Here is a 15,097-nt window from a genome sequence, read left to right as displayed (position 1 = left end):
AAAAAAGTCAGTTTTACGGTTAACCTCATGACCAGACTCCTGAAGCAATTATTTAGCTGGAGAAAATATCTCCAACCTTTGGCGGCGGCGATCGCGATCGCCCTAATCGCATCCCAGATGGCGGTACTGCCGGCATTGGCGACGGGCGTGTACGAAATGCCGCTGTTGTCGGCGGGCGATCGAACTTGGGTGTTCGACAAAGGCGACGTGCTCAGCCGCAGCAGCGAAAGCAATATCAGCAGCGTGCTCGACAACCTGGAAAACAAAACAGGGAAACAAGTCCGATTTGTCACCATTCACCGCTTAGACTACGGCGAAACGACTGCCACTTTCACCGACCAACTGTTTGAACAGTGGTTTCCCGAAAAAGAAGACCAGACTAATCAAATTTTACTCGTTCTCGACACTGTTACCAACAGTGCGGCAATTCAGACGGGGGAAGGGGTGAAATCCCTGCTAACCGATGAAATTGCCCAGAGTGTAGCTGGGGAAACCGTGCAAGTGCCGCTGCGGGAAGGCAATAAATACAACGAGGCATTTGCGGCTGCAAGTACGCGCATTGCAACTGTTTTGTCGGGCGAACCCGATCCGGGTCCTCCTGAAGTTGTTGACAACATTCAAGTTGAAGGCACGTTTAAAAAAGCTGAAGAAACAGACCAAGGCAATGCCACAGTTGTTGTGGTTGTGCTGTTGGTATTGGCGACAGTGATTCCGATGGTGACTTATTTCTGGTATCAAGGTTTTTCGTGATCGGTTGCTGTCTGATGCAATAGACTTGCATTGCATAAATCTTTGATAGATCGACCGCAGATGACAGGCTGATACACACAGATGAACGCGGATAATATCAAGAATAACGATCGCCTGAATGCAATGCCAGTCTAGTAAGTTGCCGTTTTGTCAAGAAATTATGGCAGGGCTGGACTAATCTTGAACGTATTCTCGATCGCTCAACAATGCAATTTCTGCCCGTACAAATTCCCGTCCCAGATAAGCCGCGTGATCTAACATTGTTACCGGGCTGGGGCGGGTTTCTTCTAGGATTTTGACGCAAAGTTCTTTGGCGGTTCTGCCGCTAAAAAGTGTGGATTGGGTGCGTTCTACTTTGCCGCGGGCGGGGATGGGCTTGCCAGTTTCGGGATCGACGGCGAGGCCTCGATCGTCGATGATGTTGGTGAAATGTTTGGCACAAATTAAGCTGGTTTCGCGATCGAGATAGATGATGAAGTAGCCGCCGGGATCGAGGTCGAGGTGGCGTTTGGATAGGCTGTCATCGATGGCGGTGAGGTTTTCCAAGGTTTGACTCATGGTTTGTGAAAGAAAGTAGACAATAGCTGTGACTTTTTCTGCTATTTATAGTTTAGTCGGCTGCGGGACAAGTTTGGCAGGTTGGTTGGTTGAATGCGGGGGAAAGTTTCGGGCGATCGACATTCTATCCGATATCTGTGGGGACAGGGCATTGCCGTGTCCGGCGCTGGCTGCTGCGACTTTTAATGAGTGGTATAAGATTGAGGACTGTAGCAAGACTTGTTGAACTTGATAGAATTAACCGCAGAGAACGCAGAGAACGCAGAGTGAAATAAGAGAGAAAAACAAAATATGTTATCACTGAGATATTGCACCATTTGCAATCAGCTTTTCAAGGGCGGGTTGTCCTGCCCACCACCAGAAATTCACTTTTTGTGGAACAGGCATCTTGCCTGTTCTTGAGAATAGCGATCTTCGGTGAGTTATCATTGGGTTGAGTAATTTTTTGATTAAATTGTAAATGAAATTTATAGATTTATTTTCGGGGATAGGAGGTTTCAGACAAGGGTTTGAAAAAAATGGCTTTAAATGCGTTTTTTCCTGCGAAATAAACAGCAAATGCCGACAAGTTTACACGGATAATTTCGGTGAGGTTCCTTTTGGAGATATCAGTAAAATTAATCCCGTCGAGTTAGAAGACTTTGATGTTTTAGTCGCCGGCTTTCCGTGCCAACCTTTTAGCATCTGTGGCAAAAAGTTAGGTTTTGAAGATACTAGAGGCACGCTATTTTTCGATATTTGTAAAATTATCAAAATCAAGCAGCCTAAAGTTATTGTTCTCGAAAATGTCAAGCACTTAATCCATCACGACAAGGGAAATACCTTAAAAGTAATTATTGCCAGTCTTGAAGATTTGGGATACAGCGTGAATTACAAAATGCTGAATGCTAAAGACTTTGGAATTCCTCAACATCGTGAAAGAATATTTATTATTGCAACTCAAGGTAAAGAATTTAATTTTTCTCGGCTTCAAACCCAGTTGACTCCAAAACTCAGGGAATTTCTAGACAAGACAGGGAATTTTGAAATATTGGATAAATCAGAATATACTTTAATTGAGTCTCCGAGAAAGCAAGATTCGGGACTTTTGTTTGTAGGTTACAGAAATAAAGGTACTTGGAAAACTGGCGTGAGGCCGAATACAGAACATTTATCGAGAGTTCACAGACAGCCTAATCGCATTTATTCGGTGGATGGAGTGCATCCGACAATTCCTTCGCAAGAAACATCGGGCCGGTTTTTTATCTACATTCCCGAGCAAGATATGGTGAGAAAGTTGACGCTGAAGGAATGTTACCGTCTTATGGGTTTTCCTGAAGATTTTAAGAGTTATCCGAGTGCGGGGGAAAGTTACAAGCAAATTGGGAATTCGGTTTGTGTACCGGTGGTAGAGGCGATCGCGCAAGAAATATTAAGTCAAAATTTATTGTCAAATGAGCCAAATGAACCACAAAGAAAAACTGAAACATATATACAGCTTGTCCTTTTAAATTGCTGATATCAACTTGACGAAGATTCCCATACAATTCGAGATTGTCTTGCTAACAAAAGTGCAAGCTCATCAGCCCTTGGACGGTTATCTTCACGATAGGGCAAGCCTATAATACTCCCATGAGATGAAGAGTCACGTACTACATTTAGACCTAGTTCTCGAATTTTCCCTAAATCCAGGCTAGCAACTCCTTCACAATTTCTCAATGCACTCAAAGATTGCTCTATGGAAAAATTGACAGAAATACCCTGTTCGTTTATATTTTTACGCAAATAGTAGGCGTCCGATTTGACTATCGATCTATCGCGATCTATCCATCCTTTTCGGAGAGCTCGGTAAACAAGTGTACGATCCGGTAATGTTTCAAACTCTGACGCACTCCCTGAAGATGGTTCTATCATATTTTGTTAAACCACTGCAACCAGTAAACTAATGTTGATGATGAAGCGATATCTTCGACCGCATTTTCATTTTTTGCATGGTGATAAATGTCAACTGGTTGCTCCGCACTGCACGGACAAAATAGGCGAACTGTACGCTCTGGTTCTAAGCTTGTCCAATCTAGTGTAATACTGCCTCTGTCATCTGTACCTGTAGAGCATTTGGGAAAACTGTTTCCCATGCTATCGTATGCCTCAACAACCAATTTCATCGCTGTCCTGAAAGCATATTCAGTAGGTCTTAAAATTCCGTACTCATCCTCTTCTTCTAAATCTAAAAGCTCGATCAGACGTTCAACAGTGATTCGGAAATTCAATAAACCGCTATTGCTACTGCTATCAGTAATCTGTTCTTTCGCTACAGTCATAAGATTCAATCCCTTTTAGCCGATCGCCAGTTTAATTTTAACACAGCCTCATGCTGTGAAATTTGCACTCAAAACTCCGATCGCTGACGGTCGATATTTGCAAGGACACAGCATTGCCTTGTCCAAATCCGAATATATTTGTAGGGATACAGCACTGCTGTGTCCGCGATATTTGCAAGGACACGGCACTGCCGTGTCCCTACCGAAAACTGCCATACAAGCACAGATCGGACGCAATCTTAATTCCCGACTGCAAACAAGTATTAGGCGGGAACTTGGATTTTTTCGATGCCGGCAAGTTCAAAGGCTGCGTGTATTGCCTTCAAAGCAGTTACACCTTGTTCCTCATCCACAACGCAGCTAATTTTAATCTCGGAAGTGGCAATCATTTGAATGTTGATTTGCTGGCGGGAAAGCGCTTCAAACATTTTTGCCGCTACTCCCGGATGCGCTACCATCCCGGAACCGACAACGCTAACTTTGGCTATTTGTGTATCGACTGCTACTTCGCCCCAGCCAAATTCAACGGCGGATTTTTCTAGGGCGTTTTTAGCAGATTCGGCGTCAATTTGTGCTACGGTAAATGCAATGTCGCGAGTTAATATGCCGTCGATATTGTGGCAGCGCTGCGACTGAATAATCGTATCTACGCTGATATTTTCCTCGGCTAAAAGTCCGAACAGTTTTGCTGCTACTCCGGGTCGATCGGGCAATTGGCGAATTGCTAGACGCGCTTGATTGATATCCAACGCAACGGCGCGGACTGCGGGCGGTTTTTGGGATGGTGAACGCAGCCCAATCGGGGAGTTGGCGACATCAAATGCTTTGCAGAGTTCGGCAACGGCCCGATCGCAATCTTCGGCATCGATCGCACAACTAACTTTCACCTCGGAAGTGGAAATCATTTGAATGTTAATTCCCGCCTCCGCTAAAGTCTTAAACATCTGCGCGGCTACCCTCGGACGACCGATCATTCCCGCACCCGCAATGCTAACTTTAGCGATCGGCTTTTCTTCTGCTTTCACTTCCGGTTCTCCCAATTCTGGGCGAGAATTCTTGCCGAGGGCGGGTACGATCGCATCTGCAACCGCGACAGCTTGATTCAGCGAATTTCTCGTCACTGTGAAGGCAATATCGTTAGTATTTCCTTCATGAATTGATTGGATAATTAAATCAACATCGAGGTGTTGCTGCGCGATCGCACCAAACAACCGCGCTGCTACGCCGGGGCGATCGGGCAAACGCAGCAGCGACACCCCCGCCTGATCCAAGTCAAATTCCACCGCATCCACCGCTTTTGCGAGCTCCAAGCCCTCCAAAGGCCGGGGTTGCGGGGGTGGGGACACTACCCGCGTACCGGGGGCGTCACTCCAGCTAGAAAGCACTACCAGGGGCACGCCGTAATTCTTGGCAATTTCTACCGCGCGCGGGTGGAGGACTTTTGCGCCCAAACTCGCCAATTCCAGCATTTCGTCGCAAGTGATTTCGTCCATCAATTGCGCCTCGGCAACCAAGCGCGGATCTGTAGTCAGAATTCCGGGCACGTCGGTATAAATTTCGCACCTGTCGGCCCGCAGCGCTGCTGCGAGGGCCACTGCTGTGGTGTCGGAACCGCCGCGCCCCAAGGTGGTAATTTCCAATTCTCCGGCATCGGCGATGCCTTGGAAACCCGCAACTACAACGACTTTACCGTTTTTTAACTGACTCTGAAGCCGATTGGGATCGATCCGCAAAATCCGGGCGCGGGTGTGGGCGGCTTCGGTGACAATGCCGACTTGGGCGCCGGTGAGGGAAATTGCGGGCTGTCCCATTTCCTGCAATGCCATGCTTAAAAGCGCGATCGAGACTTGTTCCCCAGTGGAAAGCAACATATCCATTTCCCGCTTGTTGGGATTTGGGGAAATTTCCTTGGCGAGTTTAACTAAACCGTCGGTGGTTTTGCCCATCGCCGAAAGTACGACAACCAGAGAGTTGCCAAGCTGTGCTGTTGTTGCTACTCGTCTGGCTACTTCCAGAATGCGATCGACTGTACCAACCGAGGTTCCGCCATATTTCTGAACAATTAGTGCCATAGGACTTACACAAAAAGTGATGCAATACTTAAGCTAATATACGCAAATTTTTGATAATAACCGATGAATGTTTATATCGTTTCTGAGGAGGCTGCTAGGCGATCGGGTTTTTACAGCACATGATATTCCTAGGCAAACTGAATTGCCGTGTCTCTACCGGAATCGGCGACTTATGCGAATTTAGGAATGAGAATTAAATAACTTACACTCTTGAAAGTGGGGTGGGCGTCCCGCCCGCCCTTTTTGGACGGGCTCATAGCCCCATCCCCCCATAACAATTAAAATTGTAAGTTATTTAATTCGCGATCCTTAGATTTTGGCTTGAAGGATTGAATAATTGCGAATAACTTATGAAGAACCGCATCCCGATCGCCCTCAGTCATCCCCAATCTAAAATCTCAAATCTCAAATCTCAAATCGAATTACTCGCCTTCTAACTCTCGCAAACGCGCTTCCAAAGCTTGAATTCGCAACTCAGCTTCTATGCGCCTTTGTCGTTCTCGTTCTGCCACTAATTCGGCTTGTTCTGCCCGTTCCTCGGCCGCCGGCAGCAAATTCCCGGAAGCATCCCACCAGCGCAGCCAAGGCAGCTCTACGCCCTGATAAACCCCTTGCCAAATGCCTAATTCCAATCCCATTGGCTCGATTTGGTAATGTCCGCGCTGATTTTCCGGCAGTAACTCAAATCTATCTTCTACCAAATGATACACTTCAACTTGTGCCTTTTTGACTTCATAAATGCCGTAAAAAGCAGGTCGAATTATCCGCTCGTAAATCCAGAATTTCCCCTGGCGAGGAGTCCTATCTCTTTCTTCACTGCCATCGCCAGAAACAAATTCAAGTACAATTAGAGGCGGCATTAATTCCTGCCACATTACATAGGAGCGGCGCAGATTTCCGTCAAGAGTTGGCGGCACGTCGGGCACGTAAAACCAATCAGGTGCTTCGGCTCCTCTTTCTGGCGGTTCCGGGGGCTGGGCCACCCGCCAATAAATACCGGAATCTTGACCGATGCAGTATTGTCCGTCGGGATGAATTTGGTCTAAAATGGGTCGAACAGACGTTGTTAACAGGATGCTTTGAGGATGTTCTTGAAAGTTTTTCACAAAAGTACCGTCGGAGTCTGGTAATTGAGTGTGGTCGGGGAAATCTGTTGCTATAATTTCTGGTTTTTCGGTGACACTCATGTTGACCTCTTGAATGTTGAAAATTATACTTATTATAATTGGGGAATGAGAGATTAATAATGTTATTATATCATGGAAGATCTGCGGTTGCTAGAGATAACTTTTAAGAAAAATGAGTCAGTACAAGTTAATTATTTTTGATTTCGACGGCACTTTGGCAATTACTCACAAAGCTATTGTATTTTGCTTTACCAAAACTTTTGAAAGTTACAATATTACCCCGCCTAGTGCTGATACTATTATAGGTACGATCGGCATCAATTTACCAAATAGTTTTAAAATCCTGCATCCGGCGATCGAGGAAAGCGCAATTCCTGAATGGGTGGAAACTTACCGCTCTTATTATCGGACGGAAGGTGAAAAGCAGGTAGAGTTATTTGCCGGGACAAAGCAAGTCTTGCAGTTGGCGCGTCAGTCTGGATTGAGCTTGGGAGTTTTCAGCAACAAACACGTTAATTTTGTTAATGTATTACTAAATAATTTGAGAATTCACAGTTTTTTTGATTTGATATTAGGTGATAACGGACAAATAATTCCGAAACCAAACCCGGCTGTTTTTCACTCGATTATTAAACCCCTGTTCCCGGAGTTGGATAACAGTCAAATTTTAATGGTTGGCGATACGGCGATTGATTTGCTGTTTGCTAAAAATGCTGGGATAGATGTTTGTTGGGCGGCTTACGGATATGGCGATCGCGCTCAGTGTATAGCCCTAGAACCGACTTTCGAGATCGGCGCTCTTTCCGAACTTGCTGTGTTCGTTCAAAATTAATTTTTCCTCGGTTTGTTTTAGAGAAGAGTTTGAATCATTTAACTATCAAGTATTTAATTGATTTTTTTACTAGAGTCGGATAATGTATTGCTTATTTAACTGAGAAAATAAAAAACCGAAATTGTAAGCGGCCCAAACTCTGCCAAGTAAACTATACCAGAGATAGAGTTATGGCTGGAAAAACTATTATAAATTAACAACTAGGATTCCTTTGAAGGTAGAAGGCAGAAGGCAGAATGCAGAAGAAAAAAAAACGAGGGAAGCCTGATTTTCTTGAGGTAGAATTTACCGCCAAAATTATGCAGGATAGCCTTTTAACTTCTGCCTTCGGAAAACAGATAATTCTGTTAAACTCTAAAGTGTGCTGGCAGTCGGTATCTACAATAAACTCAATTTATAGAAACTCATGCACATCGATATAAACATTCCTTCTGAAACGCTATCGCCGACTCGTACTGGCGGCACACCGAATTTAATAGAAGAAGTCTGGAGGCTGTACGATCGCGCCCTGGCAGCTACCAGCAACGGCATCGCGATCGCGGACGCTACCCGGCCCGACAAGCCTATAGTCTACTGCAACGGGGCTTTCGAGCGGATTACAGGCTACGATCGCAGCGAAATAATCGGGAAGAACTGCCGCTTCCTGCAAGGCCCGGATACCGATGGCGCTGCCGTCGATCGCATCCGCGCGGCCCTGAAAGAACAACACGACTGCAAAGTAGTTCTGAAAAACTACCGCAAAGACGGCACCGCCTTCTGGAACGAACTCACCATCTCGCCGGTGCGCGACAGCAGCGGGATCGTCACCCACTTCATCGGCGTCCAATCTGATATCACCGATCGCTTCCAAGCAGAAGAAGCCCTCAAACAAGCCGAGGCAAAATACCGCAGCATCTTTGAAAACGCCACCGAAGGCATATTTCAAACCGCCCCAGACGGGCGCTACCTCAGCGCCAACCAGGCACTCGCCCGAATGTACGGCTACGATTCCCCCTCAGAACTGATCGCAAAATGTTCGGCAAACAACCTTTACGCCGATCGCACCCGCCGCGCTTCCTTCACGGCAGAAATCAGCAAAAACGGCTCCCTGAAAGAGTTTGAGTCTTGCGTCCGCCGCAAAGACGGCAGCACTACCTGGATCTCGGAAAACGTGCGCGAAGTCCGCGACGAAGATGGCGAACTCCTTTACTACGAAGGAACCGTCGCCGAAATCGCCGATCGCAAACAAGCCGAAGCAGCCCTGCGCGATCGAGAATACTGGTTGAAAACCGCGATTAACGCCGTGCCCGACGCGATCAACCTCACAGACAGCGAGGGGCGCTGGCTGATTGCCAACGACTGCGCCCTCCAACTTTTGGGCTGGGAAACCGCAGACTACCAGGGCAAAACTACTGCCGAACTCGCAGCCGCAGCCGATCCGAGAGTCAGAGAAATCCTGCTAACTTGGCAGGAAACCGACGAAACCACCTGGCAAGCAGGCACTCTTACCGACCACCGCCAAATTGTCCCCTTGCCCACAGGCGGCAGCAACGTGTTTGAAGTGCGGAAAGTGCCGCTGTTCAACCCCGACGGTTCGCGCAAAGGTTTGGCAGTCGCAGGGCGGGACATCACCCAGCAAGTGGCAGCGGATGCAGCTTTGCGAGACAGCGAACAGCGGTTTCGGGCAATTTTTGAACGCGCTGCGATCGGCATGGTAGTCGCTACCCTCGAAGGTGTGGCGATCGCCACTAATCCGGCATTTCAAGCTATGCTGGGGATCTCGGAAGCTCAACTGCGGGGTGTCGGCATCGACGACTGCGCCCACCCGGAAGACGTAGAAGCTTCGCGCGAGTTGCGCCAACAGTTGGCCGCGGGCTGGCGCGAAGCTTACCAAATCGAGAAGCGCTACCTCCGCCAAGACGGCAGCATCAGGTGGGGACGCCTCAGCGCCTCTGTCATCGACAGCAGTCAGGGAACGCCGCAGTTTATTTTGCAAATGGTAGAGGATATTACCGATCGCAAACAAGCCGAGTCAGCTTTGTTGCAAAATGAGGCTAAGTGGCGATCGCTGATTCTCAACAGTTCCGACATCATTACTATTCTCGACGCCAGCGGTAGTATTGTTTACGAAAGCCCTTCTGTAGAAAGAGTTTTAGGCTACGAACCCGAGGAACTCGCCGGTCAAATTGTCCTAGATTTCATCCACCCTGACGACCTTCCCTCGGTGATGTCCGACGGCCAAAAACTGATCGCAAATCCAGGCGATCCGATCGCCCTAGAAGGTAGGTTCCGGCGCGCTGACGGTTCTTGGTCTTTTCTCGAAGGTGTCGGCATCAACTTGCTAGCAGACCCCGCTGTGAAAGGAATTGCGATCAACTCCCGCGACATGACGGCGCGCCGGCAAGCAGAGTACCGCCTCAGCAAAATCAACGAGTGCTTTTTGGGATTCACCACCGACGCCGCTGATAACATCCAGCGGCTGACATCCTTAGCCGGCGAGCTTTTGGGCGGAAGCAGCGCTATCTACAGCCGCGTCGGTGGCGGTCTGCTGCGCGCGATCGCGACTTGGCAAGCGCCGCCCGACTACACGCTGGTCGATCGCGCCGAGGGCCACATCTGCACCGACGCATGCAGCAAAGGAAGCGATCGGGCTGTTGCCATTCCTGACTTGCAGAACACGATCTACGCCCAAACCGATCCCGCTGTCATCCGCTACCAACTGCGAAGCTATCTGGGACAAGCAGTGCGGCTGGGCGACAATTACGTGGGTGCGATGTGCGTTCTCTACACTGAGTCGATCGCGCCCACAGAAGCCGACTGCAAGCTGATCGGAATTATTGCCGGGGCGATCGGAGTTGAGGAAGAACGGGCCGCCGCCGCCGATCGCGATCGGCAACAATCCCAAGAATTGCAAACAGCTTTGCGCGAATTGCAGCAAACTCAAATGCAGTTAGTACAAACCGAAAAAATGTCTTCCCTCGGACAGGTGCTAGCAGGAATTGCCCACGAAATTAACAACCCTGTTGGCTTTGTCGCCGGCAACCTCTGCCACGTCCGAGGCTACGTTCTAGACTTATTAGAAATAGTCCAAGTGTATCGAGAAGAGTACCCAAATCCCCCAGCAAAAATTCAGCAACAAGCCGAGGATATAGACTTAGAATTTCTAGCAGAAGACCTGCCCAAATTGCTCAATTCGATGCAGACCGGATGCGAGCGCATTGTAGAAATTATTCAAACTCTCCGAAATTTCTCGCGGGCGGACGAAGCGAAAATCAAGACAGCCGACATTCACGAAGGTTTAGACAGTACCTTGTTAATGTTGAACAGCCGACTGAAAGCCAAACCCAACTGGCAGGGAATTAAAGTGATTAAAGAATACGGAGAACTGCCGCAAATAAACTGTCATCCCGGACAGTTAAATCAGGTATTTATGAATGTATTGGCAAATGCGATCGACGCCTTGGAAGAAAGCACCAGCCAAGCAAAAGACACAGCAGATTATACCTTTCCTACTATCACGATTCAAACAGAAACGATTGATGACAAGAGCATTTTAATTCGGATTAAAGACAACGGTAAGGGCATTCCCGAAGATCAGATCGTGCGCTTGTTTGACCCGTTTTTTACCACAAAACCAGTTGGCAAAGGCACAGGTTTGGGTTTATCAATTTCGCACCAAATTGTCGTTGAAAAACACAACGGCAAATTGCAGTGCCTCTCAGAACCCGGTAAAGGCACCGAATTTATCATCGAAATTCCAATTCGCTGACATCGGGACGCCGCTAATCAGGATATCATGTCCATTAATATAGCCTTTCTCAGCAATATGAGGTACGGTTGGGAATTGTCAGGTCATCAGTAGACAAGAGTGCCTAAATTTTTGATGGATCGGCCAACCGCAGATGAAGGCTGATTCACACAGATTAACGCCGATTATTTCAATATAGGCCTGCCAATGGCAATCTGATATGGAATTGTTCCTCCGCGTACCTCACTTAATGGAGAAAGGCTATATACTTAGGTTCAAGTAAGTCCTAATTTCGTTAAGTAGTAGGACACAATTAATTACACAAAATCTGGTCTAAAAGTCTTGCTAAGTAAAGAACCAGTATGTACAGCGGTTCTCAAGCGTGGTGAGGTATGCCCGCGGAGGCCTATGCCCACGGAGGCCTATTCCCTATTCCCTAGAGTACCTCATCTTTCTGAGAAAAGCTATAATTAACTCTGTTCGATTAGTTAAAAACTAAACTGCGTCCGCAAATTGCCCACAAAAATTGTCGGGTTGTTATCGAAATTATTGGGATTGCCGATCGCATAAAATGCGGGCACGATCGAAATATGGTCGGTGATAGGAAAATAATAAGTTGCCTCAATTTCGTACTGCGTGCCGCCATTTCCTCCGCCAGAAACCAGAAACCTCCGACCGCCAGTAAAGTCAAAAGGTACTAAATATGACACCGTAAGCAAAGCTCCTTCTTTGAACAAATCGGGAAATGCAACTCCTAACTGATAAGATTGATTTTCGATCGTGCCGTCGGGTCGGTTAGTCTTGGGAAATATATTGGTTTCGGCGTAGCCATAGCGACCGAAAAGACCAAAGCGGCGAGTGACTGACCAATCAAAATTGAAGCTATAAGTATTCGCAGTCGCATTGCCCACGCGGCCGCCGAAACCGTCATCTGCCACACCGTTTAACGGCTTGCTGTTAGGAGATCCTATTAAGCCGCCGATTTGCTGGATGTTGGAACGGCTGTACAGAAAGCGCAGATTAGTTCGATCGCTCGGACTGAATGTTAATTCTGCTGTAGCCGTATTCGTGCCGCCAAACAAGCCTTGAGACGGATTGGAAGCGGAATTAAACACGGAAGTGGGCAAAAATTCCGTACTCTCGCCCAAATAGCCAAAGCGCAGTTTCAATGCGCGGCCGATATCCCACAAAACCAAAGCACCGGCACCGCGTCGGGTAGCGCTTAACAAAGGGCTGTTGTTAGAATTAAAGCTGCTCGCACCGTCTACGAAAAAGTTAAACTTATTGTTGTCAAAGTAGCGGTAGAAATTAATTCTCGGGCCGACTACTACTTGCAAGCTGTTGCTAACCGGAAACCGATAGGAAAGTTCCCGCAGGATAACTTCATTGGGATTTCCTCCCGCAGTTTGATCGAGAAAAGGAGTGCCAAAGGTATTGAACAGACCTGTTGAAGTATACTGATTGGCTGGGGAATTGCCGTTACCTACAGCTAGCTGTGTAATCAATTCGTCTTTCCCGGTAAAGGAAGTAGTGAGAGTCAACCAAACTAACTGGCTGAAAGTGATTTCTGGGTCGTCAACTTTCTGCACAATTGGTCTGTTGGTGACAGGATCGCGTCCGGCTACTCGATCGAGCGGAGCAGCTTTTCCATTTGTTGCTTCAACTCGGACTCGATCGCCCGCAAAAGCTCCAGTCAGGTTAAACCAAGCAAATCCGTTGAGTTTAGTAGTAGTTGAAAATTGGTTTGCTTCCAATTCGGCAGTGCGGGCTTCTAAAGCATCTACTCGACCGCGCAATGTAGCTAATTCTGCAGCAAATTCTTCTTGCAATCTTTGCAAAGCAAGTAAATCTTCTCGCTTGACTAAATTACCAGTAGAACCGCCAAGTTGTTTGGTAATTTGGTCTAAGCAAGCGTTTAATCCGGCGGCGAATTCGTACCGAGTCATTGCTCGATTGCCTCGGAATGTGCCGTCTGGATATCCCGCAATGCAGCCGTATCTTTCTACTAGGGATTGTAGTGCTTGAAAAGCCCAATCTGTCGGCCGCACGTCGGACAGTTGGGAAACAGAAGTGACTTGTGCTGCGTCTTCTTGTATGCTGAGGTCATCAGCGGTGCCCGTCTCGCTGCTGATGTCGGCAACTTTGCTGGCTTCAGCAACTTGTTGAGACTCAGGAGAGTTTGCAATTTCTAACTTCTGTGCGGGCAATTCGCGAATTGCCTCCGTTATTTCTGGGGTTGTTGTTGCACGATCGACTGTTGCTATATCTGTTTGCGGTAAAGCACGATTCACCCATGCTGCATCTGTGTCGGGTAAAGCGCGATCGACTGTTGCTGCATCTGTGTCGGGTAAAGCGCGATCGACTTTTGCATCTGTTTGAGGTAAAGTACGATCGACTGTTGCTGCATCTGTTTCGGGTAAAGCGCGATTCACCCATGCTGCATCAGTGTCGGGTAAAGCGCGATCGACTGCTGAGTTAGTCTCTGCGGTTATCGCCGCTAACTGCGGTATCTCCATCTTACCTGCTGCCAGCGCTGCGTCTGGGGTAGCCGTAGGGACGGCACTCGCTTCTAGCGCAACTTCTGGAGTTGAGGTATCCTGAATTTGAGCTGTTGCTGCGATCGGCCCCAAAGGCACTGCCGCACCAGAAATCAAAAAAGACAGCCAAAAAGCTTTAACGGAGCTTGAATTCTTCACCATACAACTCACACCACTTGTTGAAAATTAAATCTGGCAAATCTTAAGCGATCAGCTTGCTTATAAATGTATTTTTTTTAACAAATTCTTATAAATAGTTAAAACTATTTTAGGAAGCGCTCGATTCCCAATCACTAATCACTGATGACTACTGACTCCTGACTAATTCCCCAAATGAAGTTTTTATTAGTTACAGATTTAGACAACACGCTAGTCGGAGATGACGAAGCAACTCAAGTTTTCAACCAGCGCTTGCAATCACTGCGATCGCAAATTTGTTTGGTTTACGCTACCGGGCGTTCTTATGCTTCAACTTGCGAATTAATTGCCCAAAAGCAACTGCTAGCACCGGACTATTTGATCGCAGGTGTAGGCAGCGAAATTTACCAAGACGGAACCCTCGATTTAGATTGGGCGGAATATCTTTCTCAAGGCTGGGATAAAATGGCGATCGCCTCTTTAGCTCAGCAGTTTTCCCAGCTTAAACCCCAATCTATAAAAGAACAAAATCCTTGGAAAATCAGTTATTGTTTGGAACCAGCAGCAGAAAATAGCTCGACTGTCCAGGCTTTGCAGCAAAAGTTAACTGAATCGAGACTGCCAGCTCAAATCATTTTTAGCAGCAATAGCGATGTAGATATTTTACCGCAAAGTAGCAATAAAGGCAATGCCCTTACTTATTTACAAAAGCACCTACAAATTCCATCTGAGGCAACATTAGTTTGCGGTGATTCTGGGAATGATATCAGTATGTTTGAACAGGATGTCCGGGGAGTAATCGTCGCTAATGCTCTGTCAGAACTTTTAGAATGGCATCGCGATTGCGGCACTGAAAATCATTATTTAGCTGGTTCTGCTTGCGCTTGGGGAATCATCGAAGGAATGGCATATTTTTGGGAATTTTGATTGCAAAAAAATTGGTTTGGTGTGTAGCGATCGCTGAAGTCCTCAGTACAAACGCACCCGAAGCACGCCAAGTCCTGCAAACCGTTAACATCTGTTCACCAATCTCAACCGCGTATCGATCGAACCTGC

At 47.3% G+C, this 15,097-nt stretch carries 11 protein-coding genes; 6 read left to right on the top strand and 5 right to left on the bottom strand.

The features are described from left to right. The first annotated feature begins 27 nt into the window (after positions 1 to 27). Complete coding sequence (gene psb32 / locus OSC7112_RS15580; RefSeq protein WP_015176805.1) at positions 28 to 750, top strand: photosystem II repair protein Psb32; 723 nt, start codon at positions 28 to 30, stop codon at positions 748 to 750. 174 nt (positions 751 to 924) lie between these two features. Here the strand turns inward: psb32 and OSC7112_RS15575 are convergent, their stop codons facing one another. Then, positions 925 to 1,308, bottom strand: a complete 384-nt coding sequence (locus tag OSC7112_RS15575; RefSeq protein ID WP_015176804.1) for a DUF4346 domain-containing protein — start codon at positions 1,306 to 1,308, stop codon at positions 925 to 927. Positions 1,309 to 1,336: 28 nt separating this feature from the next. Here OSC7112_RS15575 and OSC7112_RS38225 point away from each other — a divergent pair, with 28 nt between their 5' ends. Both OSC7112_RS38225 and dcm read left to right on the top strand, forming a co-directional pair. After that, positions 1,337 to 1,534 carry a hypothetical protein gene (locus tag OSC7112_RS38225; protein ID WP_150111548.1) on the top strand — a complete coding sequence of 66 codons (198 nt, stop codon included), beginning with the start codon at positions 1,337 to 1,339 and terminating at the stop codon, positions 1,532 to 1,534. 234 nt (positions 1,535 to 1,768) lie between these two features. Beyond that, a complete protein-coding gene (gene dcm / locus OSC7112_RS15570) occupies positions 1,769 to 2,806 on the top strand; it encodes a DNA (cytosine-5-)-methyltransferase (protein WP_015176803.1) in 1,038 nt (345 codons plus the stop codon). Between the two features lie 391 nt (positions 2,807 to 3,197). On the opposite strand, the gene OSC7112_RS15560 is transcribed toward dcm, so the two are convergent. From OSC7112_RS15560 to OSC7112_RS15550, 3 genes are all read right to left on the bottom strand, one after another. Then, complete coding sequence (locus OSC7112_RS15560) at positions 3,198 to 3,608, bottom strand: hypothetical protein (RefSeq protein ID WP_015176801.1); 411 nt, start codon at positions 3,606 to 3,608, stop codon at positions 3,198 to 3,200. Positions 3,609 to 3,871: 263 nt separating this feature from the next. Next, complete coding sequence (locus OSC7112_RS15555) at positions 3,872 to 5,680, bottom strand: aspartate kinase (protein WP_015176800.1); 1,809 nt, start codon at positions 5,678 to 5,680, stop codon at positions 3,872 to 3,874. Between the two features lie 422 nt (positions 5,681 to 6,102). After that, a complete protein-coding gene (locus tag OSC7112_RS15550; protein WP_015176799.1) occupies positions 6,103 to 6,867 on the bottom strand; it encodes a Uma2 family endonuclease in 765 nt (254 codons plus the stop codon). 112 nt (positions 6,868 to 6,979) lie between these two features. Here OSC7112_RS15550 and OSC7112_RS15545 point away from each other — a divergent pair, with 112 nt between their 5' ends. Both OSC7112_RS15545 and OSC7112_RS15540 read left to right on the top strand, forming a co-directional pair. Continuing rightward, complete coding sequence (locus OSC7112_RS15545) at positions 6,980 to 7,639, top strand: HAD family hydrolase (protein WP_015176798.1); 660 nt, start codon at positions 6,980 to 6,982, stop codon at positions 7,637 to 7,639. Positions 7,640 to 8,045: 406 nt separating this feature from the next. After that, entirely contained in the window at positions 8,046 to 11,387 is a 3,342-nt protein-coding gene (locus OSC7112_RS15540; RefSeq protein ID WP_015176797.1) for a PAS domain S-box protein, read from the top strand. Positions 11,388 to 11,854: 467 nt separating this feature from the next. Here the strand turns inward: OSC7112_RS15540 and OSC7112_RS15535 are convergent, their stop codons facing one another. After that, positions 11,855 to 14,065, bottom strand: coding sequence for an iron uptake porin (locus tag OSC7112_RS15535; RefSeq protein ID WP_015176796.1), 2,211 nt, complete (start codon positions 14,063 to 14,065; stop codon positions 11,855 to 11,857). A gap of 171 nt (positions 14,066 to 14,236) precedes the next feature. On the opposite strand from OSC7112_RS15535, the gene OSC7112_RS15530 reads away from it, so the two are divergent. Continuing rightward, positions 14,237 to 14,968, top strand: a complete 732-nt coding sequence (locus OSC7112_RS15530; RefSeq protein ID WP_015176795.1) for a sucrose-phosphate phosphatase — start codon at positions 14,237 to 14,239, stop codon at positions 14,966 to 14,968. Positions 14,969 to 15,097: the final 129 nt, after the last annotated feature.

The organism is Oscillatoria nigro-viridis PCC 7112 (genome assembly GCF_000317475.1).
GTDB classification, from domain to species: domain Bacteria; phylum Cyanobacteriota; class Cyanobacteriia; order Cyanobacteriales; family Microcoleaceae; genus Microcoleus; species Microcoleus nigroviridis.
This window is presented reverse-complemented; position numbering and strand designations above follow the sequence as displayed.

Coding starts and splice junctions, on each gene's coding strand:
- OSC7112_RS15575 (WP_015176804.1), bottom strand. CDS start 1,308: ATGAGTCAAACCTTGGAAAACCTCACCGCCATCGATGACAGCCTATCC.
- OSC7112_RS15545 (WP_015176798.1), top strand. CDS start 6,980: ATGAGTCAGTACAAGTTAATTATTTTTGATTTCGACGGCACTTTGGCA.
- psb32 (WP_015176805.1), top strand. CDS start 28: ATGACCAGACTCCTGAAGCAATTATTTAGCTGGAGAAAATATCTCCAA.
- OSC7112_RS15550 (WP_015176799.1), bottom strand. CDS start 6,867: ATGAGTGTCACCGAAAAACCAGAAATTATAGCAACAGATTTCCCCGAC.
- OSC7112_RS15530 (WP_015176795.1), top strand. CDS start 14,237: ATGAAGTTTTTATTAGTTACAGATTTAGACAACACGCTAGTCGGAGAT.
- OSC7112_RS15560 (WP_015176801.1), bottom strand. CDS start 3,608: ATGACTGTAGCGAAAGAACAGATTACTGATAGCAGTAGCAATAGCGGT.
- dcm (WP_015176803.1), top strand. CDS start 1,769: ATGAAATTTATAGATTTATTTTCGGGGATAGGAGGTTTCAGACAAGGG.
- OSC7112_RS15555 (WP_015176800.1), bottom strand. CDS start 5,680: ATGGCACTAATTGTTCAGAAATATGGCGGAACCTCGGTTGGTACAGTC.
- OSC7112_RS15540 (WP_015176797.1), top strand. CDS start 8,046: ATGCACATCGATATAAACATTCCTTCTGAAACGCTATCGCCGACTCGT.
- OSC7112_RS15535 (WP_015176796.1), bottom strand. CDS start 14,065: ATGGTGAAGAATTCAAGCTCCGTTAAAGCTTTTTGGCTGTCTTTTTTG.